Source organism: Lacisediminihabitans sp. (assembly GCF_036569425.1).
GTDB lineage: Bacteria > Actinomycetota > Actinomycetes > Actinomycetales > Microbacteriaceae > Lacisediminihabitans.
The window spans coordinates 1-20,765 of sequence record NZ_DATCQQ010000061.1 but is presented as its reverse complement, the minus strand read 5'-3'; the positions used below and the strand labels follow the sequence as shown (position 1 = coordinate 20,765).

Sequence of the window (20,765 nt, the reverse complement as noted above, 5' to 3'; positions counted from 1 at the left end):
CCCCCGGACCGGTCGCCGTGATCGTGAACGAGTAGGGACCCGCCGTCGTCGGTGTGCCCGAAATCGTGCACGTGGTCAGATCCAAGCTCAACCCAGCCGGCAAGGCACCAACAGTGACCGCGCAGGTGATCGGACCCGGCCCGGTCACCCCGATCAGCTGACTAAACGCAGTCCCCGCAACCGCCGGATCGATCACAGTGGTAGTAATCACCGGCGCTGCCAGGTAGGTGAACCCGCCAGGGATCACGATGCCACCTGCGGCGACCCCGGGCGTGGAACCACCGAAGACCGTGTACTGGAGGAGTTCTCACTAGTGCGACGGTCCGGGATGCCACGGGATGGGACGCCCTCGTCGCCGGGCTCGGCCTGCCCGATCTGACCCGCCACGGCCTCCGCCACACCGGCGCAACCTGGATGGCAGACTCCGGCATCCCGCTACATGTCCTGCAGAAGATCCTCGGTCACCAGTCCCTCGAAACCACCCGCAAATATCTGCACGCCGACCACCGCCACCTCGCCTCAGCGGCGAAGCAGGCCAACGCTTTCCTGGCGAATTGGTCCCCTTCTGGTCCCCCCTCGTCACGGAGGCGAACCCTGGGCGTAAAGCGGGAAGGCGGGCCGACCTTCTAGGGGACCAGAAGGGGCCCAGAGATCTAGCCCTCAGAAAACGACAATGCCTGATGAAACTTGCGTTTCATCAGGCATTTTTGTCGGGCTGACAGGATTTGAACCTGCGACCCCCTGACCCCCAGTCAGGTGCGCTACCAAGCTGCGCTACAGCCCGTTGTTTAGTTTTTGCCGTGTTGCAACTGCTAGCCCGCCTAACCCCCAGTCAAGTGCGCTACCAAGCTGCGCCACAGCCCGTGACTTGTTCCGGTCGAGATTTGCCCTGAAGCGCGCCTCGACCAGCACCGAGAATCTAGCTTAGCGGCAAGTTCGGCCGCTCACGCCCAGGCGCCACCCGCCGGGGAGACAAGAACCGAAAGTCCCGTGCGCGACGGCGCATCTGCTGGCACAGTGGAACCATCGAGAAGGGGACCCTCATGACACCCGACCATGTGATCTTCGGCACAGGCCCTGTTGGTCGTGCCACGATGCACGCCCTGGTGAACCGCGGCCAGACCGTGCGCATGATCAATCGATCGGGTCGGGCGACCGTACCGGATGGCGTGGAGGTCGTCGGCGGGGACGCCATGAATCACAAATTCACCCGATCCGTTTCGGTCGGGGCCACGGCGGTCTATCAGATCCTCAACCCGCCCTACTATCTCTGGGCACAGGACTTCCCCGCCCTCCAGGCGAGCGTGCTGGCCGCGGCGGAGACGAACGGCGCCCTGTTCGTGAACATGGACAACCTGTACTCCTACGGCCGACAGAATGGCGAGCCGCTCACCGAGCTCACCCCGGAGAATCCGCACACGCGCAAGGGCGCGGTGCGCAAGCGGATGGCGGACACACTCTGGCGGGCACGCGCCGAGGGCCGCGTGCGGGTGGTCAGTGGACGGGCATCCGACTACTACGGTCCGGGCGGCGGCGCGTCCTCGCCTCTCGGCGACCGGGTGTTCCCCCGCGTGCTCGCGGGCAAGAACGTGAGCGTGATCGGAAACCCGGACAAGCTGCACAGCTACACGTTCATCCCGGACATCGGCGAGGGCCTGGCGACTCTCGCCCTCACGCCCGAGGCGGAGGGCGAGGTATGGCACCTGCCCAACGACCCGCATCCGCAGTCGACGCGCCACATGATCGAGACGGCCTACCGGCTCGCCAGGACCTCGGGAAAGGTAGGCAGCATCCCGACTGTGGTCCTGCGGATGCTCGGACTCGCCAACCGCACCATTCGCGAGGTCGTGGAGATGGCCTACGAGTTCGAGGAGGACTTCGTGGTGGACAGCACCAAGATCACCCGGCTGGGGATCACCGCGACTCCGATCGACGAGGCGATCGAGAGGACTCTCGCGTGCTACCGCCGCTAATCGAGCAGCTCGCGCAGTTCTGGCCACGCGGCGGCGAACCCGGGATGCAGGCTGAGCTCGGTAACCTCATCCACCAGCACCCAGCGCAGTTCGGCGCTCTCCGCGTCGGCAATCACGGGCTCGAACTCCTCGATCGCCTCGGCGACGACGGTCGTGTACGACCAGTAACCGAGGTCGAGAACGGAGGTGTGCAGGATGCGCAGCAGCTCCGGCGGCACTGTCGCCTCCTCCGCGGCCTCCCGCAGTGCGCCATCCACCGCCGACTCCCCCGCCTTGCGCGCGCCGCCCGGCAGCCCCCACGTGCCTCCGAAATGGCTCCAGCCCACCCGGTGCTGCAGCAGCACGCCGAGGGAGCGGTGCCAGACCAGCAGGCCGGCCGCGCCAAAGCGGCCCCAGAACTTCTCGCCATCCGGTCCCATCACCCAGGCGTCGCCCGAGTCACGCACGCCGTAGGGCGGCAGGGGCGGCGGGATGTCGTTGCTCACCCCTTAAGCATGCCCCCGCCGAGGATGGCGCAGGCACTTTTCGGTCGCGTGGGCACTGGCTCGTGCCCAGTTCCGACCGTCCTCACCGTGCGCGTCCTCTCCCGTCGGTTCTCCTCGCTGTGTGCGCGTCCTGCCCGTCGTCAGTTCCCCTCGCATCGTGCGCGTCCGGTCCGTCGTCTGTTCTCCTCGCCGCCCTGCGCATCTTCTCCGCGGTCTACCTGTGGAGAAGAAGTTATCCCCATTCGCGTTCAAAGCTTTCGAACATATCTTCGAATGTCGTAAAATGGGGCTATGGAAACGCTCCCCGAGGCACTGATCCGCACCGCCGCCGGTGTCGCAGCGCTCGGAGGGATTTCGGTCGATATCGCACCTCTGACGGATACGGAGCTGAGGGCCGCATCCGAGTTGGTCGGTTCACTCCTCGGCTTCGGCAACCGTTATGCGGCGATGATCGCCGGGGAGACTGCGCACCGCTCCCGCCCTGAACTCGGGCACTCGGGAATGGCGGCCACTGCCGGGTTCCTCTCTGCCGCGCAAATGGTGCAGGCCACCCAGGGAGTCTCACACAGGGACGCGATGAAGCTGATCGAGGTCGGCACTCTGATCGCGCGTGCCGAGGCCGTCACCCCGGACTCGCCGTCCCCCGATGAGCCTTCCACCACCGAGCCCTCAGCCGCGCAGCGCTCGGACCCGGATTCCGAAGCACCTCTCTGGCAGCGACCTCTGGTGGCCGCGCTCAATTCCGGGGCATTGTCGATCGATGGCGCCGACTCCATTCGCCGGGCGCTCGGCGAGGTCGATGCTGCCGTCACCGCCGCCCAGCTCTCCGCGGCGGCCGACGAACTGATCGCCGGAGCTGCCGGTGTGACACCGGAAGCTCTGTCTCGACGTGCCCGCCAGTTGCGTGATCGGCTCGACGAGGAAGGAATCGCTCGCCGGGAGAAGCAACGCGACGATCTTCGCTCGGTGCGAATGTGGACGGATGCCGCCGGCATGCACTGTGGATTCTGGCGGCTTGCACCCGAGGACGGACTGATTATCGCCACCGCCTTCGACGCCCTCCTGTCGCCACGACGGGGAGGTCCCCGGTTCGTGCACCCCGATGCCGTGCAGGCGGCGGAGGATCTCCTCGCTGACGCACGGACACGGGAGCAGATCGCCGCCGACGGCCTCGTCGGAATGATCCGACTCGCCGTGGACGCCGACCCCACCGTCATGCACGGTGCCAGAAGACCGGCGGTGCGGGTTCTCGTCACCGGCGCTCACCTCTCGGCGAGGGCCGGACATGGCCGGCTGGAAGGGCAGGCCGACCTGGTGCCGATGAGCACCGTCTATCGCCACATCTGCGACACCGGCACCATCGCTCTCGGCTTCGACGACGACGGCCAGTGCGTCAACGTCGGCCGCAACCAGCGCCTCTTCACCGAACGACAACGCATCGGCATGGCCGCTCGCGACGGCGGCTGCATGGCCTCCGGCTGCGACCGCCCACCGTCCTGGTGCGAAGCACACCATATCAACCACTGGCACCGAGACCACGGCGACACCAACATCGCCGACGGTCTGCTCTTGTGCCGACGACACCATCTGGACTTCCACAACAACGGCTGGGAAATCCACCGCAACGGAGCCACCTACTACCTGACGCCCCCACCATGCGTGGACCCGGAACAGAAGCCGATCCGACTGATCAGCCAGAGCGCCGCGATCGATGCCTCATCACGGTAGTGCGCGGAAGTCCGCCGGTCGCGCGCGCCGGCCGCAACGGCGTGAGCCGCCGACAGCGCGGATCGCCGACAGCGCGAATCGCCGACAGCGTCGGCCATCGCAGGTCGCGACGCCCCTCGGCGCGCATGACAGACGACTCGCTAGGTGCGCTTGCGACGCTCGCGCACCCGCATGTTGACGTTGATCGGGCTTCCCTCGAAGCCGAAGATCTCGCGCAGGCGCCGGGTAATGAAACGACGGTAGCCGGGGTCGAGGAATCCGGTCGTGAAGAGCACGAACGTCGGCGGCCGCGTGGCCGCCTGGGTTCCGAACAGGATGCGGGGCTGCTTGCCGCCACGCACGGGGTGCGGATGCTCGGACGCGAGCTCGGCGACGAGGGCGTTGAACTTGCCAGTGGGGATGCGGGTGTCCCAGGACTTGAGTGCGAGCTCGAGCGCCGGCACGAGCTTCTCGAGATGGCGCCCGGTGCGCGCCGAGATGTTCACGCGCGGAGCCCAGGCCACGTGGGCGAGGTCCTGTTCGATCTCCCGTTCGAGGTAGCGGCGGCGGTCATCGTCCAGCAGGTCCCACTTGTTGAAGGCGAGCACGAGCGCACGGCCCGACTCGAGCACGAGGTCGATGATGCGCACATCCTGCTCGCTGATCACGTCACTCACGTCGAGCACAACCACGGCCACTTCAGCCTTCTCGAGGGCCGCACTCGTGCGCAGGGAGGCGTAGAAGTCGGCGCCCTGGGCGAGGTTCATGCGGCGACGGATGCCGGCGGTGTCGACGAAGCGCCAGACCTTGCCGCCGAGCTCGACCTGCTCGTCGACGGGGTCGCGCGTGGTTCCGGCGAGCTCGTTCACGACGACCCGCTCCTCGCCGACCGCCTTGTTGAGCAGGCTCGACTTGCCCACGTTCGGGCGGCCGAGGATGGCGACCCGGCGCGGTCCGCCCACCTCTTCCTTCGCCACGGTGGACACCTCGGGCAGCACGGTGAGAACGTGGTCGAGCAGGTCGGCCACTCCCCTGCCGTGCAGTGCCGAGACGGGCCACGGCTGGCCGAGGCCGAGGCTCCAAAGGCCGGCGGCCTCCGGCTCCTGGCGGGCGTCATCCACCTTGTTGGCAACGAGAATGACCGGCTTCTTCGTGGCGCGCAGCATGCGCACCACGTGCTCGTCGGTGGAGGTCGCGCCGACATTGGCGTCGACGATGAACAAGACGGCATCGGCGAGCTCGACGGCGATCTCGGCCTGCGCCGCGACGGAGGCGTTGATTCCCTTGGCGTCCGGCTCCCATCCGCCGGTGTCCATCAGGGTGAAGCGACGCACGCCGTGTTCGGCCTTGTAGGCCACCCGGTCACGCGTGACCCCTGGGGTGTCCTGAACGACGGCCTCGCGACGGCCGAGGATGCGGTTGACGAGCGCGGACTTTCCCACGTTCGGGCGGCCGACGATCGCGAGCACCGGCAACGCCGGGAGGTAGATGATCGCGTCCGGGTCATCGGTCGCGGTCTCGAGGATGTCGAGGTCTTCCTCATTGAGGTCGTAGTCGTCGAGGCCGGCACGGAGAGCGTTCGCGCGCATGAGCGCGTCCGACTCGTCCAGCTCCGCGATCTTCTCGCTCAGCTTGGGGTCGAGGTCGCCGTACTCGTCGTGCTCTTGGTCGTTGTTGTCTGGCATGGGGCTTTTCCTTATGAGGTCTCGATGCGCCCGACGGTTCGCGTCGTGCTACTCGACCCGCGATGTGCGCACTAGGTCCACGACCGCCGAGACGGTCTGGTCGAAGTCGAGATTGGTGGAATCGATGGTGGTCACACCATCTGCGGCGTTCATGAAGTCGACAACCCGGGAATCCTGGGCATCACGTGAACTGAGTTGCTCGGCGACGGCTCTGGCCGAGTGCTCCGGTGTTTCAGCCGACCGCCTCGCCATTCTAGCTTCTTCGGATGCCGTGAGCAGAATCCGAACATCGGCGTCCGGTGCCACGACTGTGGTGATGTCCCGCCCCTCGGTGATGATGCCCGGGCGATCGCTCGCCTCGATCACGCGCCGGAAGAGCTCGACGAGGCGCGCGCGCACCGCGGGGATGCGGGCGATGGCGCTCACCACGCCCGTGACGCGGGGTTCACGAATCGCCTGGGTCACATCCGTTCCGCCGACCCGCACGAAGTAGTCGTCCGGGTCGGTGCCGATGCGATAGTCGAAGTCGTCGAGCGAGGCGAGCACCGCATCCGCGTCCTCGGTGTCGACGCCGTGCTCAAGCGCGTTCCAGGCCAGCGCGCGGTAGGCGGCGCCGCTGTCCTGGTAGTCGAACCCAAGCGCGCGGGCGGCCGCCCTGCTCACGCTGGATTTGCCGCTGCCGGCCGGACCGTCGACGGCCACAATCGTTCGTGTCTCCGCCGTTCGTGTCGCTGCCGATCGTGTCACTGCCGATCGTGTCACTGCCGTTCGTGTCACTGTCGTTCGTGTCTCCGCCGTTCGTGTCACATCCGTTCGTGTCACTTCCAGGCTCCCGCGATCTTCCAGCCGCCGGCCTCGAGCTCGGCGGCGAGGCGTTCCTCCACCTCGGCGAGCACCGAGATCTCGGCGAGCCCGATCTGTGCACCGGGCGAGTGCTCCAGCCTGAGGTCTTCCATGTTCACTCCGGCCTCACCGATCTCGGTGAGCAGGCGGGCGAGTTCGCCCGGCTTGTCGTCGACCATCACCACGAGCTGGCCGAAGCGCCGGTCCTGGCCGTGCTTGCCCGGGATGCGGGACACCCCGGAGTTGCCGGCGGCGAGCGACTCGGCCACGGCCCGCCGGGCCCCGGCGACGTCGGGCGTTTCGAGAGCGGCGATGATCGTGTCGAGGTCCTCGCGGTAGGCGTGCAGGATGCGCACGACTTTGGCGGAGTTCGCCCCCAGAATCTGCACCCACAGCTCCGGATCGCTCGACGCGATACGGGTCGTGTCGCGAAGGCCCTGGCCGGAGAGGGACAGCGCCGATTCGGGCGCCGAATTGAGCCTGGCGGCGAGCAGAGAGGCGATCACCTGGGGCACGTGCGAGACGAGGGCGACGCTGGAGTCGTGCTGTTCGGCGGTCATGGTCACCGGCACGGCGCCGAGGTCGAGCACGAGGTCCTCGATCAGGCCGACCTCGCCAACCGGAGTCGGGCCGTGCGGGGTAATCACCCACGGCCGGCCGATGAACAGGTCGGCCCGCGCGGAGATCGCGCCCCCGCGTTCCCGGCCCGCGAGGGGGTGAGACCCGATGTACCGGCCCACGTCGGCGCCGGTAGCCAGCAACTCGGCGAGCGGCGCCGCCTTCACGCTCGCGACATCCGTGACGAGGGCATCCGGAAAGGCGGCGAGTTCCGCGGCGACCACGGCGGCCGTCACATCCGGGGGCACGGCCACCACGATGAGTGTCGGATTGTCGGTGTCCCGTGCCGCGCGACCCGCGCCGTAGTCGATGGCCAGGCGCAGGTTGGCGGGCGACGCGTCGTGCACGATCACGTCCACGCCCCTGGCGCGCAGGCCGAGCCCGACGCTCGCGCCGAGCAGACCGGCGCCCACGACGCGCACTTCACCGACGATTCGACTGTTCACGTCTACCACCTACTGGGCAAGGTCGAGGCGAAGCTGAACTGCCCCGCGAAGATAAGTGTGCTGGATGTAGCGCCTCGGCGTATCGCTCTCCACCAGCGCCATCAGCCGAATCACGCGGGGCATGGAGCCGACGACATCCATTTCCACCGCGCATATGAGGGGTACGTCGCCGAGACCAAGCTCTCGCGCGGCCAGGGCCGGGAACTCGCTCGTGATGTCCGGCGTCGCCGTGAACATTACCGAGATGAGCGCCTCCGTGTCGATCTCGTTCGCGTGCAGCGACTTGGCCAGCAGCTCCGCCGTCGCCCGCAGCACCTCGTCCCTGTCGTCTCGATCCACCTGGATCGCGCCCCGGATCGCCCGCACTGCCACGCTAGTCCCCCGCCTCTGTCGCGTCGGCGTCAGCACCGGCGTTCGTCGCGTCGCGGGAGATCGTAAGGAGTGCGCCGAGTTCCGCCTTCGTGAGATCGCGGATCTCACCGGGCGCGAGGGTGCCGAGGTGCAGCGGGCCGAACTGGCGGCGGACGAGGTCGATCACGGGGTGGCCGACCGCCTCGAGCATCCGGCGCACGATGCGATTGCGCCCGGAGTGCAGGGTGATCTCGACGACGGTCTCGCTCGCGCCGGCCTGGCCGATGATGCGGGCCTTGTCGGCGGCGATCGGACCGTCCTCGAGGTCCACGCCGGCGGTGAGCCTGCCGATCGTCTGCGGAGACACGCGCCCCTCCACCTTGGCGATGTAGGTCTTGAGCACACCGAACGACGGATGCGCGAGCACGTGGGCGAGTTCTCCGTCGTTGGTGAGGATGAGCAGGCCCGAGGTCTGCGCGTCGAGTCGGCCCACGTTGAACAGCCGCTCGTCGTAGCGGGAGACGAACCGCTGGAGGTCGGGCCGGCCACGGTCGTCCTGCAGGGAGCTGACGATGCCGACCGGCTTGTTGAGCATGAGGTAACGGCGCGAGGTGTCGAGTTGGATGGCCACGCCATCCACCGAGACCAGGTCGGTTTCCTGCACCCGGCGACCGAGCTCGGTCACCACCTCGCCGTTCACCTGCACCCGGCCGGCCTCGATCATGTTCTCGGACACCCGCCGGGAGGCGACCCCGGCCGCCGCCATGAGCTTCTGCAGGCGCACCCCGTCGTCGGAGGCCTCGCGCCCGACGTCAGGCGACATCGTCGAACCCGTTCGAACCGTCGGAGAGAAGGGGGGAGATCTGGGGCAGCTCGTCGAGGGAGTTCACGCCGAGCTGGCTCAACAAAACGTCGGTGGTTGCATAGTGGATGGCTCCGGTCTCGCTGTCGGTGAAGGCCTCGGTGATGAGACCGCGACCGAGGAGGGTGCGAACGACGGAATCGACGTTGACGGCACGGATGGAGGCGATCGCGCCCCGGCTGATGGGTTGCTTGTAGGCGATCACGGCGAGAGTCTCGAGCGCCGCCTGGGACAGTCGGGAGGGGTTCTGGGTGAGCACGAAGTCGCGCACGATGTCGTCGTAGTCTCCGCGCACGTAGATGCGCCAGCCACCGCCCACCTCGCGCAATTCGAAGCCGCGCCGAACACCCCCGTCGAAGCCGTCGAAGTCGGCGACGAGCCGGTCGATGGACTGCCGAACGGCGGCGACCGGTGCGCCGAGCGAGGTCGCGAGGCTCACGAGACTCTGCGGCTCGTCCGCCACCATGAGAATCGCCTCGAGACTTCTCTCCAGGTCGATCGTGGTCGCGGAGGCGTCTGCCTCGGTCCCGTCGAAAAGGTCAATTGTCATAGTCGGCTCCCAAACTGGCCAGGCTTTCTTCCGACCACTGCTCGGCGGTCCATTGAATGGTCAGTTCGCCCAGCGGTTCCAGCTGGTCGAACGAAATCGTGGCGCCGCGGTACAACTCGAGGATGGCGAGAAACCGTGCGACGATCACCCCGGTGACGTCGGCCCCGGCGATGAGCTGGCGGAACGTCATCGGCGCTCCCCCGCGCAGCAGTGCCACGACGTACGCCGCCTGCTCCCGGATGCTGACGAGGGGCGCGTGCAGGTGGTCGAGCCCGACGGTCGGCAGTTCGCGCGGCGCGAGGGCGAGCGCGGCGAGAGCCGCGAAGTCGTCGGGGCTCAGTGTCCAGACGAGCTCGGGTGTCTGCTTGCGGTACTTCTCTTCGAGCCGCACGGAGCGCACGTGCCTGGCCGACTCGGTCTCGAGCGCGGTGGAGAACCACGCCGTCACCTCCTTGAAGGCCCGGTACTGCAGCAGTCTGGCGAAAAGCAGGTCGCGGGCCTCGAGAAGCGCCACGTCCTCGGCATCCACGAGTTCGCCCTGGGGAAGCAGCCCGGCCACCTTGAGGTCGAGCAGCGTGGCCGCCACGACGAGGAATTCGCTCGCCTGGTCGAGCTCCTCCACCGAGTCGAGTTCGCGGAGGTAGGCAATGAATTCGGTGGTGACGATGCTCAGGGAGATCTCGGTGACGTCGAGTTCGTGCTTCGCGATGAGAGAGAGCAGAAGGTCGAACGGCCCGTTGAAGTTGGTGAGCCGCACCGAGAATCCGGAGGCCGCAACCTCCTCGAGCGCGTCGGAGCTAGGCGATTGCGCCACGGGTGATCAACTCTCTGGCCAGCTGGCGGTAGGCCTCCGCCGCCTGGTGGTCAGGGGCGAACTGGGTGATGGGCGCCCCGGCGACGCTCGCATCCGGAAACTTCACGGTGCGGCCGATCACGGTCTCGAACACCCGGTCGCCGAAGGTCTCGACGACGCGCTCGAGCACCTCGCGCGAGTGCAGGGTGCGAGAGTCGTACATCGTGGCGAGGATGCCGTCGAGCTCGAGGGCGGGGTTGAGCCGGTCCTTCACCTTGTCGATCGTCTCCACGAGCAGGGCCACCCCGCGCAGCGCGAAGAACTCGCACTCGAGCGGGATGAGCACGCCGTGCGCTGCAGTGAGGGCGTTCACCGTGAGCAGGCCGAGGGACGGCTGGCAGTCGATCAGAACGACGTCGTAGTCGTCTTTCACCTGGCGAAGCACCCGGGCCAGAATCTGCTCGCGGGCCACCTCGTTCACGAGGTGCACCTCCGCCGCCGAGAGATCGATGTTCGCGGGGATCACGTCGAGGTTCGGTGTCGCAGTCTGCTGGATTGCCTCATGGGCGTCCTTGACCGTGCCGAGCATGAGGTCGTAGATGTTCGGAACGTCGTGGGACGCGATGCCGAGGCCGGCGGAGAGGGCACCCTGCGGGTCGAAGTCCACCGCGAGAACCCGGCGTCCGTAGTCGGCGACGGAGGCGCCGAGGCTGATCGCCGTCGTCGTCTTGCCGACGCCGCCCTTCTGGTTGCAGAGGGCGATGATGCGAGCCGGGCCGTGGCCCTTGAGCGGCGCTGGAACGGCGAAGACGCTGCGGGGTCGGCCGGTCGGGCCATTCGGAGCGAGCTCGAAACCGGTGAGTTGTTCGGCCGTTTCGTTGCGCTTCGCTGTCATCCCGACATTCCTTACCCTTGGTCGCCGGCCGCTGCCGATTGCCTCGATTCTACCAAAGCGAGTGTGGATGGCCGCCGCGACCCGCGCGCGCCGCGGGATCACCGGGAGGCCGTCATCCGGTCAGCGTGAACGCTGCGACGCGGACCAGCACCGCGTGGTGGCGGGAGAAGACGCCTGGCGGCGGGGGTTACGACTCCCTCCGCGACGCGGTTTCCCCGCCATGACGGGGCACAACCCCCGCCGCGAGCACTTCTCCCGGGGCGCGGTGCTGGGCCGGACGCCTGGTCAGCGTGCCCGCGGGTGCGCCGTCGTGTACATGTCCCGAAGCGTGTCCGCGGTCACGAGCGTGTAGATCTGGGTCGTCGCCACCGAGGAGTGGCCGAGCAGTTCCTGCACGACCCGCACATCCGCCCCGCCGGCGAGCAGGTGGGTGGCGAACGAGTGACGGAAGGTGTGCGGCGAGATCTCGATGCCGAGCTTCGCCTGTTCTGCCCGGGCGCGGATGATCAGCCACGCGTTCTGCCGGGACACCCGCTGGCCGCGCAGGCCCAGGAACAGCGCCGGGGTGGACGGGCCGCGCACCGACAGGATGGGCCGGGCCCGCACGAGGTATGCGTCGATCGCTGCCCGCGCGTAGCTCCCGAGCGGCACGATGCGCTGCTTTCCGCCCTTGCCGAACAGCCGCACGACATCCGCGCTGCCTTCCTCGACCCCCAGTACATCGTCCACGTTGAGGTCGACGGCCTCCGAGATGCGCGCCCCTGTCGCGTACAGCAGCTCCAGCAGCGCCTTGTCGCGCAGGGACTGAAGGTCGTCGCCGCCCGCCGCGTCGAGCACGGCCGCCATCTGCTCGATCGTGATCGCCTTCGGCAGGCGACTGGCGAGCTTGGGCGGCTTCACGTCGGACGCGACGTCCTCCGGGGCGAGCCGCTCCTCGAGCAGGAACCGGTGGAACCCGCGCACCGAGGACAGCATTCTCGCCATCGACGAGGCGGTGAGCGGCGAGTCGGGCCGGGTGCGCAGGTGCTGCGCGAAGGCCGAGACGTCGGCCTCGGCGATTCCCTCCGGGGTCGTGACCCCGCGCCCGCGGAGCGACTCGAGATACGCGGCGAGGTCGCGGCGGTACGCGGCGACGGTGTTGGTCGACAGGCCGCGCTCGATCGAGACGTGCCTGAGGTACCGGTCGAGCGCTCGGTCGAGCGCCGTCGGGGGCTCGCTAGTCACCGGGCGAGAATTTCGGATGCCGTGGCCACGGCGATTCGGCGTCGCCCAGGGTCGACCAGCCGCGTTCGCGGGCGGCATGCGCGGCGAGCACCGCGAACGACAGGATCGAGTTCGCCACGCGGCGGTTGAGCACGGCGTCCACCACCTCTTCGAGGTCCACCCACCTCTTCTCGAGGTCGGCTTCCTCCTCCTCGCGCTCGAACGCGTGCGGCGCATCGCTCACGCCGCGCGCGAGATACACGCGGATGGCCTCGTTGCTCCCGCCCGGGGATGTGGCGAAGTCGCAGAGCAGGTCCCAGCGCTCGGCCACGAGATCCACCTCTTCGGCGAGTTCCCGTTGCGCTGCCTTCACCGGCGATTCACCGTCGAGATCGAGTAGGCCGGCGGGGATCTCCCAGTCCCTGGCACCGATCGGATGCCGGTATTGCTTGATCAGGAGCACCCGGCCGCGCTCGTCCAGGGCCAGTACCGCCACCGCGCCCGTGTGGTCGATGTAGTCCCGGGCGATGATGGTGTCCCCATAGGCGAAGGTCTCGTGCCGCACGTTCCACACCCGGCCCTCGAAGACCACCTCGCTCGACGTGATCGCGACGGGGTACGGCTCGTCCGCCAGTTCGCCGTTCATTGCTCGCTCAGGCATCCGTGACGGGGAACAGGCGGCTTGCCTCCTGGCGTTCGCGTGCCGCCCCGACGAGTCCCTTGAACAGCGGGTGAGCGCGGTTGGGGCGCGAGCGAAGCTCCGGGTGCGCCTGCGTGCCCACGTAATACGGGTGCACATCGCTCGGCAGCTCAACGAACTCCACGAGATGCCCGTCCGGCGATACTCCGGAGAACCAGAGCCCCGCGTCGGAAATCCGGCCACGATACGCGTTGTTCACCTCGTAGCGGTGCCGGTGCCGCTCGGACACCTGCGCCGCGCCGTACACGCCGGCCACGATGGAGCCGTCGGCGAGGTCGGCCGGGTAGAGCCCGAGCCGCATGGTGCCGCCGAGGTCGCCCCCGGCGATGATGTCCACCTGTTCCGCCATCGTCGCGATAACCGGAAACTCGGTCTCCGGATCGAACTCCGACGATGACGCCCCGTCGAGCCCAACGACGTTGCGCGCGTACTCGATCACCATGCACTGCAGGCCGAGGCACAGTCCGAGTGCCGGGATGTTGTTCTCCCGCGCGAATCGCAGGGCGCCGAGCTTGCCTTCGATACCGCGCACGCCGAAACCGCCGGGCACGCAGATTCCGTCGACATCCGAGAGCAGGCGCGCGGCGCCCTCCGGTGTCTCGCACTCGTCGGACGGGATCCAGCGGATGTTGACCTTGGTCTGCTGGGCGAAGCCGCCGGCCCGCAGTGCCTCGGTCACCGAGAGGTAGGCGTCCGGCAGGTCGATGTACTTGCCGACAAGGCCGATCGTCACGTCGAACTTGGGTTCGTGCACCGCGGCGAGCAGGTCGCTCCAGCCTGACCAGTCGACGTCGTTCGCCTCGAGACCGAAGTGCTCGATGATGTAGCCGTCGAGCCCCTGGTCGTGCAGCATGGTCGGGATGTCGTAGATCGACGGCACGTCGATCGCGTTGACCACGGCCTCGGGATCCACGTCGCACATCAGCGCGATCTTGCGGTTCATCGATTCGGGTACCGGCCGGTCCGACCGCAGCACGATGGCATCCGGCTGGATACCGATCGAACGCAGCGCCGCGACGGAGTGCTGGGTGGGCTTGGTCTTCTGCTCACCGGACGCGTTGAGGTACGGCACGAGGGAGACGTGCACGAAGAAGCAGTTGGAGCGGCCGATCTCGTGACGCACCTGGCGCGCCGCCTCGAGGAACGGCTGGGACTCGATGTCGCCCACGGTGCCGCCGACCTCGGTGATGATCACGTCCGGTCGGTCGTCGCCGGCCTCGACAGATGCCTGAAGGCGCATACGACGCTTGATCTCGTCGGTGATGTGCGGAATCACCTGAACGGTGTCGCCCAGGTACTCGCCGCGGCGCTCCTTGGCGATCACCGTCGAGTAGATCTGGCCGGTGGTGACGTTGGCCGCCTGGTTGAGGTTGATGTCGAGGAAACGCTCGTAGTGCCCGATGTCGAGGTCGGTCTCCGCCCCGTCGTCGGTCACGAACACCTCGCCGTGCTGGAACGGGTTCATCGTGCCCGGGTCCACGTTGAGATACGGGTCGAGCTTCTGCATGACCACGCGAAGACCCCGCGCGGTGAGAAGGTTGCCGAGACTCGCTGCCGTGAGTCCCTTACCGAGACTCGAAACGACACCACCCGTCACGAAAATATGCTTGGTAACGTCCGCGCTCTGTTTAACCACCACGGGATTACAGACTATCACCGGGCTTCGCCCACTTTCGGCCACCGACAGGCCGGTTTCGCCCGCGGCGGAACACCGATCGGTCAGGTGTCGAGTGCGCGGGCCGTGTCGAGCAGCTCGCGGGCGTGGGCCAGGCCACTCTCGGAGTCGGGCAGGCCGGAGAGCAGCCGCGCCATCTCGGCGATGCGCTCCTCGCCGTGGAGTTGCTGCACACTGCTCGCCGTCACCGCTCCGTCGCTGTCCTTCACGACCCGCAGGTGGTTGGTGGAGAAGGCGGCGACCTGCGCGAGGTGGGTCACCACGATCACCTGGGCGGTGCGGGACAGCCGGGCGAGGCGACGCCCGACCTCGATCGCCGACGCACCGCCCACCCCGGCATCCACCTCGTCGAAGATGAAGGTCGGCACCGGGTCGCTTCCAGCGATCACCACCTCGATCGCGAGCATCACCCGGGAGAGCTCTCCCCCGGACGCGCCGCGGCCGAGCGGTCGCGGCTCAGCACCCTGGTGCGGGGCGAGCAGGATCGACACGGTGTCTTTTCCGGTGAGGCCGTAGTCCTCGCGGTCGGTGACCTCGACCACGAGCCGGGCGTTCTGCATCGCGAGGGCACCGAGTTCGGCCGTCACCCGCTCGGAGAGCCGCACGGCGGCCTCCCGGCGCACGTCGCTCAGCCGCGCGGCGAGGTCGACGACACGCTCCCGGTCGGCGGCCACCTCCGCGCCGAGGCTCTCGATGCGGTCGGCGTCGTGGTCGAGTTCGAGCAGGCGGGTGCTGCCGCTCTCCAGGTACTCGATGGTGTCTTCGAGGGTCGGCCCGTACTTGCGGATGAGGGATCCGAGCACGGCCCGGCGCTCGTTCACGGCCTCGAGTTCGCGGCCGCCATCGGTGTCGAGGCCGCCAAGGTAGCTGGAGATCTGGCTGGACACGTCTGCCACGACGAAGCTCGCGTTGGCGATCGCCTCGACGATCGGCTCGAGCGCGGGGTCATGGGTCGCCACTCGCTCGAGCTGGCGTCTCGCCGTGTCGAGCAGCCCGATCACGTCGCGCGGGTCGTCGAGACTCTCCGACGACACGAGTTCGTGCGCCTGGCCCGCGGCGAGGCGGAGGTCTTCGAGGTTGGTCAGCAGCTCGGCGCGTTCGGCGAGCTCGGCGTCTTCACCGGGTTTCGGGTCGGCCTCCTCGATCTCGGCCATCGCGATGCGCAGCTCCTCCGCCTCCAGCACTCGTCGATCCCGCTCGGCCACGAGCACATCGAGCTCGCCCTGGTTCGACTGCCAGCGACGGTAGGTGGACTGGTAGTCGGCGAGCAGACCGGAGAGGGCCTGGCCGGCGAATCGGTCGAGGGCCTCGCGTTGCGCCGTGGCGGAGCGGAGCCGCACCTGGTCGGACTGGCCGTGCACCACCACGAGCTGCTGGCCGATCTCGTTGAGAACGCCGACCGGCGCCGCCCGACCGCCGACGACGGCACGGCTGCGGCCGTCCTGGGACACCGACCGGCCGAGGATGAGTTCGCCGCCATCCACATCGCCTCCGACGTCGCGCACGCGCTCCGCCACGACCCCGTCCGGCTCGATCTGCCAGTGGCCCTCCACTACCGCCGAACCGCCGTCCTGCCGCAGCACCGATCCGTCCGACCGGTCGCCGAGCAGGAGACCGAGCGCCGTGACGACCATGGTCTTGCCCGCGCCTGTCTCCCCGGTGAGGGCCGTGAATCCGGGGCCGAGCGGAAGGATGGCCTCGCCGATCACGCCGAGGTTGCGGATGGAGATCTCTTCGATCACTGGGACGCGCCTTCGCCGTCTGCCGGACCCCGCCAGCCGTTGGTCGGCAGGTTGAACTTGCCCACGAGGCGGTCGGTGAACGGGCCCTGGTGCAGGCGAGCGAGCCGCACGGGCACCGGGGATCGTCGAACGATCACGCGCGCACCCGGCGGCAGGTCCTTGGAACGCCGTCCGTCGCACCACAGCACGCCGATGCCCTGGGTGCGTTGGAGCACCTCCACGGCGAAGACCGATTCCGGCCCAACGACGAGCGGGCGCCCGAAGAGGGCGTGCGGACTCAGAGGCACGAGCAGCATTGCGTCGAGGCTCGGCCAGACGACGGGCCCGCCGGCGGAGAAGGCGTACGCGGTCGATCCGGTCGGCGTCGACATGACCACACCGTCGCAGCCGAAGGAGGAGAGCGGCCGGCCATCGACCTCGATCACTACCTCGAGCATCCGCTCCCGGCTGGCCTTCTCGACGGTCGCCTCGTTGAGGGCCCACGTCTCGTAGACCACCTGGGACTCCACCTTCACCCGCACGGACAGCGTCATGCGCTCTTCGACGAGGTAGTCGCGGGCGAGCGCCCGGCGAACCGTCTCGGTGAGGTTGTCCCGTTCACTCTCCGCGAGGAATCCGACGTGTCCGAGGTTGACGCCTAGCAGGGGCGCGGATGAGCCTCGCGCGAGTTCCGCGGCACGCAGGATGGTCCCGTCCCCGCCGAGCACGATCACGAGCTCCAGTTCGCCGATGTCGATGGCGTCGCCGAGCACTTCGATCGCGGTGAGGTCCGGGGCCTGGGCGAGCACGTCGGCGTATTCGTCCGGCTTGATCACCGGGGTCACTCCCGCCGCGATGAGCTGGCGGCTCACCTTCACCGCCGAGTCGAGCGAGTCCTGGCGCCCCGTGTGAGCGACGACCAGCATGTACCGTGCAGCCACTTGGTTACTCCTCGTGCGTCGGGCGATGTTGCGGTCGATCGGAAGGATCTGGTCCCAGGGACGAATCGGCGTGATCGAGACGATTCGGCTCGTTCCCTTCGACTCGTTCGAATCACTTCGTTCGAGACAGGGCAGAGACTCGGTCACTCCATTCTGTCGGATTGGTGCCGGCTTCGGCGCTCAGCCAAGCCAGATACTCCTGATTGCCGGCCCCTCCGAGAATTGGCGAGGAGATGAGCCCCGCGGTCGACAGGCCGAGGTCCCAGGCTGCCCAGAGCACACCAGCGATCGCGTCGGCTCGCAGGCCGGGTTCGTGCACGATCCCCTCCCGGATCCCGGTGCGCCCCACCTCGAACTGCGGCTTGATGAGGAGCACATAGTCCGCCTCGAGCCCGACGGTCGCGGTGAGCGCCGGGAGCACCGTGGTCAGCGAGATGAAGGACAGGTCCCCCACGACGAGGCTCGCGTCCACGTGCCGACCGGCCGCCTCGTCGAGCGAGTGCGGGGTCAGGTCTCGGGCGTTGAACCCCTCGATCACCACCACGCGTTCGTCCCGGGCCACGATCGGATCGAGCTGGCCGTGTCCCACGTCGAGGGCGACCACGCTCGCCGCGCCGCGCTCGAGCAGCACCTGGCTGAATCCGCCGGTGGATGCTCCCACGTCGAGCGCCTCGCGACCCCTCACCTCGATCGCGAACTCGTCGAGCGCGGCGAGCAGCTTGTGCGCGGCGCGGCTCACGTAATGGTCGAGCGCGGTCAGCGCGAGCACGCTGGACTCGTCGACCTTCGTCGACGCCTTGAGCACCGTCTGGCCGTCGACCGTGACCGAGCCGTCGGCGATCAACCGGGCGGCCTGGGTTCTCGAACGCGCGATGCCGCGTTCGGCGAGGGCCGCATCGAGGCGCGCCTCAGCCATGCTGCTGCTGAGCGTCCCCGCCCTCGAGGGTCTGCTGCAGCCGATCGTGGATCTGGGCGAATGCGGTGGCGCGCTGGTCGAGGGGTTGGTCTTCGATGAGTCGCAGGCGCGAAAGCAGCGCACCGGGGTCATCGGCGCCTCCCGACGCCCCGGAAACTGTCGAGTTCTCGTCAGGCATGCCTCAACGCTACCCCTCCGAGTGCAGTTCGGTCGGCACGTCGAGTCCGTAAATCGCCATGCCGGAGCCCCAGATCGCGGCGGCGCCTGCCCGCAACAGGTCGACGCGGCGCTCGCCCGGCGCTCGAACGCTCACCACGCTCCCGCTCAGGATCACCTCGGCGGAGCCCACCCGAAACACGCGGTCTCCGGTCGACAGCGTCGTCTCGATCGTCTCGGGGTACGGCTCGCGGAGCTGCCGAAGGTCCTCGAGGATGAAGGTGGGGCGGGAGTTCTTGTCGGCGGCGAGCACCTGTTTGGCGCGGTCGATACCGGTAAGCACGAGGGCCGAGGAGATCCCGGCGCGGTTCGCCCCGAGGATGTCGGTGTCCAGCCGGTCGCCGAGGAAGAGGGCCTTCGTCGCTCCGAACCGGGTGACCGCCTCCTCGAAGATGGCCACCTCTGGCTTACCGGCGACTACGGGAAGCCGTCCCACCGCCGAGTGCACGGCGGACACCAGCGTCCCGTTTCCCGGCGCGATTCCGCGGGCGACGGGGATTGTCCAGTCGGTATTCGTCGCGACCCACGGGATTCCGGTGTGCAGCGCGAACGAGGCCTCGGCGAGCTGCGTCCAGCCGACCTCCGGCGCGAAGCCCTGGATCACCGCCGCCGGCGAGTCGAGCGCCGAATCGGTGACGACGAACCCGGCCTTGTCGACCTCGCTCGTGAGGCCCTCTCCCCCGACCACGAGGATGCGGGAGCCGGCTGGCACCAGGTGCGCGAGCAACCGCACGGCCGCCTGGGGCGACGTGACCACGTCGGCGGCGGACACCTCGAGACCGAGCGACGTCAGGTGCGAGGCCACTGACGCCGCGGTGCGCGACGCGTTGTTGGTGATGTAGCCCACGCGCAAGTGTTCGGCCGCACGATTGAGGGCGTCCACGGCGTAGGGGATGGCGTCCGGGCCCTGGTAGACGACGCCATCAAGGTCGGCCAGCAGAACGTCGACGCCGTCGAGCGGCGTCGCGTCAGTCACGCTCTGGCTCCGCGTGCTCTCCCTGCGGGTCGCCGCCAGTGCCGATCGACTCATCGGCGGCATCGACATCCTCGTCGAAGTCCTCCTCCACGACCTCGATCACGTCGTCTTCCCCGTCACCGGCGCCGAGGGCGTTCATCGCCCGGTCGGAGCGCTGCCACCACTCCTCCGCCTCGTCTTCGTGACCGAGGTCCTCGAGGACTGCGGCGTAGGCATCGAAGAGCGCCGGGCTCCAGGAGAAGGCCTTGTCGGGGTCGAGCTGCGGGATCTTCAGTTCATCGAGCGCCGCATCGGTCTGGCCGAGGTCCAGGCGCGCGCCGGACATCGCTATCGCCAGCTGCACCTGCACCTCAACCGGAAGGCTCTCGCGGGGCACTGAGCGACCGAGTTCCAGCGCGCGGTCCGGTCGGCCGAGGCCTCGTTCGCTGTCCACCATCAGCGGCAACTGGTCGTCCTTGCCGGAGATGCGGCGATAGGTGCGCAGTTCCCTCAGGGCGAGGGCGAAGTCCCCGATCGAGTAGGCCGTGATGGCGAGGGTCTCCCTCACGACGGCGATGCGTCCGGCTCGCCTCGCCGCCGACACGGCGTGGGCGTGCGCGAGCCCGGGGTTGGTTTCGATCAGGTTCGCGACCATCGCGAGATGGCGGGCAACGCCGTCGGCGTTCTCCTTGCTCAGGGTCTTGAGCTGGGTGCGGGCGACCCGGTCCAGGTCCTGGGGTTGAACGCTCTCGGGTATCTCCGGATCGTCGTGACGAGTGCGCACCGACTTGGTGCCGAACGGGTCGCGATCCTCGACCTCACGAGGCGATCGGCCCTGATAGCCCGGGCGGTCGCCGGATCGGTTCTCGCGGGGATTGCGGCTCAGGTCCGCCTCCGGCCGACCGCGGCCGGCGCCTGCCGGCCGGTCGCCGTCGCGCCTGGGTCGATCGCCAGCAGGTCCGCCACGGCTCGGCCGCCCGGCTTCCGGACGGTTGCCGCCCGGCTTCTCTCCGGGTCGCTTGCCGCGGTCTCCTGAATCGGACACGATGTCTCCCTGCTAAACGATCTCTATTGAACTGTAATGAGTGTTGGGTGGTGGGTGGTTAACGCAGGATGGCCACCCCGGTATCGGGGTGGCCATCTGAACGAAGAAGTCCGGCGGTGTCCTACTCTCCCACAAGGTCCCCCTTGCAGTACCATCGGCGCAGAGAGTCTTAGCTTCCGGGTTCG

At 68.3% G+C, this 20,765-nt stretch carries 22 protein-coding genes, 1 tRNA gene and 1 rRNA gene; 3 read left to right on the top strand and 21 right to left on the bottom strand.

The genetic code is table 11. The features are described 5' to 3' along the window. Positions 1 to 196: putative Ig domain-containing protein (locus VIM54_RS10280; protein ID WP_331901069.1), on the bottom strand; the 196-nt coding region annotated here is incomplete at its 3' end. A gap of 59 nt (positions 197 to 255) precedes the next feature. On the opposite strand from VIM54_RS10280, the gene VIM54_RS10275 reads away from it, so the two are divergent. Further along, a complete protein-coding gene (locus tag VIM54_RS10275) occupies positions 256 to 630 on the top strand; it encodes a tyrosine-type recombinase/integrase (RefSeq protein ID WP_331901072.1) in 375 nt (124 codons plus the stop codon). Positions 631 to 710: 80 nt separating this feature from the next. Here the strand turns inward: VIM54_RS10275 and VIM54_RS10270 are convergent. Then, positions 711 to 784: transfer RNA gene (locus VIM54_RS10270), tRNA-Pro, on the bottom strand. A gap of 259 nt (positions 785 to 1,043) precedes the next feature. Between VIM54_RS10270 and VIM54_RS10265 the strand changes: the two genes are divergently transcribed. After that, entirely contained in the window at positions 1,044 to 1,973 is a 930-nt protein-coding gene (locus tag VIM54_RS10265; RefSeq protein ID WP_331901068.1) for an NAD-dependent epimerase/dehydratase family protein, read from the top strand. Here the strand turns inward: VIM54_RS10265 and VIM54_RS10260 are convergent. Further along, positions 1,970 to 2,458, bottom strand: a complete 489-nt coding sequence (locus VIM54_RS10260) for an NUDIX hydrolase (RefSeq protein WP_331901067.1) — start codon at positions 2,456 to 2,458, stop codon at positions 1,970 to 1,972. The genes VIM54_RS10265 and VIM54_RS10260 overlap by 4 nt on opposite strands. Positions 2,459 to 2,749: 291 nt before the next feature. On the opposite strand from VIM54_RS10260, the gene VIM54_RS10255 reads away from it, so the two are divergent. Next, on the top strand, positions 2,750 to 4,186 hold the full coding sequence (locus VIM54_RS10255) for an HNH endonuclease signature motif containing protein (RefSeq protein WP_331901066.1): 1,437 nt from the start codon (positions 2,750 to 2,752) through the stop codon (positions 4,184 to 4,186). Between the two features lie 140 nt (positions 4,187 to 4,326). Here the strand turns inward: VIM54_RS10255 and der are convergent, their stop codons facing one another. The 18 genes from der to rrf form a co-directional block, all read right to left on the bottom strand. Further along, complete coding sequence (gene der, locus VIM54_RS10250) at positions 4,327 to 5,850, bottom strand: ribosome biogenesis GTPase Der (protein ID WP_331901064.1); 1,524 nt, start codon at positions 5,848 to 5,850, stop codon at positions 4,327 to 4,329. Between the two features lie 48 nt (positions 5,851 to 5,898). Beyond that, positions 5,899 to 6,555 carry a (d)CMP kinase gene (gene cmk, locus VIM54_RS10245; RefSeq protein WP_331901070.1) on the bottom strand — a complete coding sequence of 219 codons (657 nt, stop codon included), beginning with the start codon at positions 6,553 to 6,555 and terminating at the stop codon, positions 5,899 to 5,901. 113 nt (positions 6,556 to 6,668) lie between these two features. Next, positions 6,669 to 7,766 (bottom strand): prephenate dehydrogenase, encoded by a 1,098-nt coding sequence (locus tag VIM54_RS10240; RefSeq protein WP_331901062.1) that lies wholly within the window; start codon positions 7,764 to 7,766, stop codon positions 6,669 to 6,671. After that, complete coding sequence (gene aroH / locus VIM54_RS10235; RefSeq protein ID WP_331901060.1) at positions 7,767 to 8,129, bottom strand: chorismate mutase; 363 nt, start codon at positions 8,127 to 8,129, stop codon at positions 7,767 to 7,769. A gap of 1 nt (position 8,130) precedes the next feature. Continuing rightward, positions 8,131 to 8,931, bottom strand: coding sequence for a pseudouridine synthase (locus VIM54_RS10230; protein WP_331901058.1), 801 nt, complete (start codon positions 8,929 to 8,931; stop codon positions 8,131 to 8,133). Continuing rightward, complete coding sequence (gene scpB, locus VIM54_RS10225) at positions 8,921 to 9,520, bottom strand: SMC-Scp complex subunit ScpB (RefSeq protein WP_331901056.1); 600 nt, start codon at positions 9,518 to 9,520, stop codon at positions 8,921 to 8,923. Before scpB ends, VIM54_RS10230 begins: the two co-directional genes overlap by 11 nt. Further along, entirely contained in the window at positions 9,510 to 10,334 is an 825-nt protein-coding gene (locus VIM54_RS10220) for a ScpA family protein (protein WP_331901054.1), read from the bottom strand. Before VIM54_RS10220 ends, scpB begins: the two co-directional genes overlap by 11 nt. Next, on the bottom strand, positions 10,318 to 11,208 hold the full coding sequence (locus VIM54_RS10215) for a ParA family protein (protein WP_331901052.1): 891 nt from the start codon (positions 11,206 to 11,208) through the stop codon (positions 10,318 to 10,320). Before VIM54_RS10215 ends, VIM54_RS10220 begins: the two co-directional genes overlap by 17 nt. Before the next feature lie 285 nt (positions 11,209 to 11,493). Continuing rightward, the gene (gene xerD / locus VIM54_RS10210; RefSeq protein ID WP_331901050.1) at positions 11,494 to 12,432 is read right to left on the bottom strand and encodes a site-specific tyrosine recombinase XerD; all 939 of its coding nucleotides are present in this window, start codon (positions 12,430 to 12,432) and stop codon (positions 11,494 to 11,496) included. Further along, the gene (locus tag VIM54_RS10205; RefSeq protein ID WP_331901048.1) at positions 12,425 to 13,072 is read right to left on the bottom strand and encodes an NUDIX domain-containing protein; all 648 of its coding nucleotides are present in this window, start codon (positions 13,070 to 13,072) and stop codon (positions 12,425 to 12,427) included. The genes xerD and VIM54_RS10205 overlap by 8 nt, the downstream gene beginning before the upstream one ends. Then, positions 13,065 to 14,708, bottom strand: coding sequence for a CTP synthase (locus tag VIM54_RS10200; protein ID WP_414673209.1), 1,644 nt, complete (start codon positions 14,706 to 14,708; stop codon positions 13,065 to 13,067). The genes VIM54_RS10205 and VIM54_RS10200 overlap by 8 nt, the downstream gene beginning before the upstream one ends. A 122-nt stretch (positions 14,709 to 14,830) precedes the next feature. Next, a complete protein-coding gene (gene recN, locus VIM54_RS10195) occupies positions 14,831 to 16,528 on the bottom strand; it encodes a DNA repair protein RecN (protein ID WP_331901046.1) in 1,698 nt (565 codons plus the stop codon). Continuing rightward, on the bottom strand, positions 16,525 to 17,433 hold the full coding sequence (locus tag VIM54_RS10190) for an NAD kinase (RefSeq protein ID WP_414673210.1): 909 nt from the start codon (positions 17,431 to 17,433) through the stop codon (positions 16,525 to 16,527). Before VIM54_RS10190 ends, recN begins: the two co-directional genes overlap by 4 nt. A 127-nt stretch (positions 17,434 to 17,560) precedes the next feature. Continuing rightward, positions 17,561 to 18,364, bottom strand: a complete 804-nt coding sequence (locus VIM54_RS10185; protein ID WP_331901042.1) for a TlyA family RNA methyltransferase — start codon at positions 18,362 to 18,364, stop codon at positions 17,561 to 17,563. Next, the gene (locus VIM54_RS10180; protein ID WP_331901041.1) at positions 18,357 to 18,542 is read right to left on the bottom strand and encodes a hypothetical protein; all 186 of its coding nucleotides are present in this window, start codon (positions 18,540 to 18,542) and stop codon (positions 18,357 to 18,359) included. Before VIM54_RS10180 ends, VIM54_RS10185 begins: the two co-directional genes overlap by 8 nt. Positions 18,543 to 18,551: 9 nt before the next feature. Continuing rightward, positions 18,552 to 19,556, bottom strand: a complete 1,005-nt coding sequence (locus VIM54_RS10175; protein WP_331901040.1) for an HAD-IIA family hydrolase — start codon at positions 19,554 to 19,556, stop codon at positions 18,552 to 18,554. After that, positions 19,549 to 20,580 carry a hypothetical protein gene (locus tag VIM54_RS10170; RefSeq protein WP_331901039.1) on the bottom strand — a complete coding sequence of 344 codons (1,032 nt, stop codon included), beginning with the start codon at positions 20,578 to 20,580 and terminating at the stop codon, positions 19,549 to 19,551. The genes VIM54_RS10175 and VIM54_RS10170 overlap by 8 nt, the downstream gene beginning before the upstream one ends. 108 nt (positions 20,581 to 20,688) lie before the next feature. Then, a 5S ribosomal RNA gene (gene rrf / locus VIM54_RS10165) occupies positions 20,689 to 20,765 on the bottom strand; the annotation flags it as partial.

Bases quoted from the DNA above. Each gene is read 5' to 3' on its own strand.
- VIM54_RS10265 (WP_331901068.1), top strand. From the start codon at position 1,044: ATGACACCCGACCATGTGATCTTCGGCACAGGCCCTGTTGGTCGTGCC.
- VIM54_RS10255 (WP_331901066.1), top strand. From the start codon at position 2,750: ATGGAAACGCTCCCCGAGGCACTGATCCGCACCGCCGCCGGTGTCGCA.
- der (WP_331901064.1), bottom strand. From the start codon at position 5,850: ATGCCAGACAACAACGACCAAGAGCACGACGAGTACGGCGACCTCGAC.
- VIM54_RS10230 (WP_331901058.1), bottom strand. From the start codon at position 8,931: ATGTCGCCTGACGTCGGGCGCGAGGCCTCCGACGACGGGGTGCGCCTG.
- scpB (WP_331901056.1), bottom strand. From the start codon at position 9,520: ATGACAATTGACCTTTTCGACGGGACCGAGGCAGACGCCTCCGCGACC.
- VIM54_RS10215 (WP_331901052.1), bottom strand. From the start codon at position 11,208: ATGACAGCGAAGCGCAACGAAACGGCCGAACAACTCACCGGTTTCGAG.
- VIM54_RS10205 (WP_331901048.1), bottom strand. From the start codon at position 13,072: ATGCCTGAGCGAGCAATGAACGGCGAACTGGCGGACGAGCCGTACCCC.
- VIM54_RS10190 (WP_414673210.1), bottom strand. From the start codon at position 17,433: ATGCTGGTCGTCGCTCACACGGGGCGCCAGGACTCGCTCGACTCGGCG.
- VIM54_RS10185 (WP_331901042.1), bottom strand. From the start codon at position 18,364: ATGGCTGAGGCGCGCCTCGATGCGGCCCTCGCCGAACGCGGCATCGCG.
- VIM54_RS10180 (WP_331901041.1), bottom strand. From the start codon at position 18,542: ATGCCTGACGAGAACTCGACAGTTTCCGGGGCGTCGGGAGGCGCCGAT.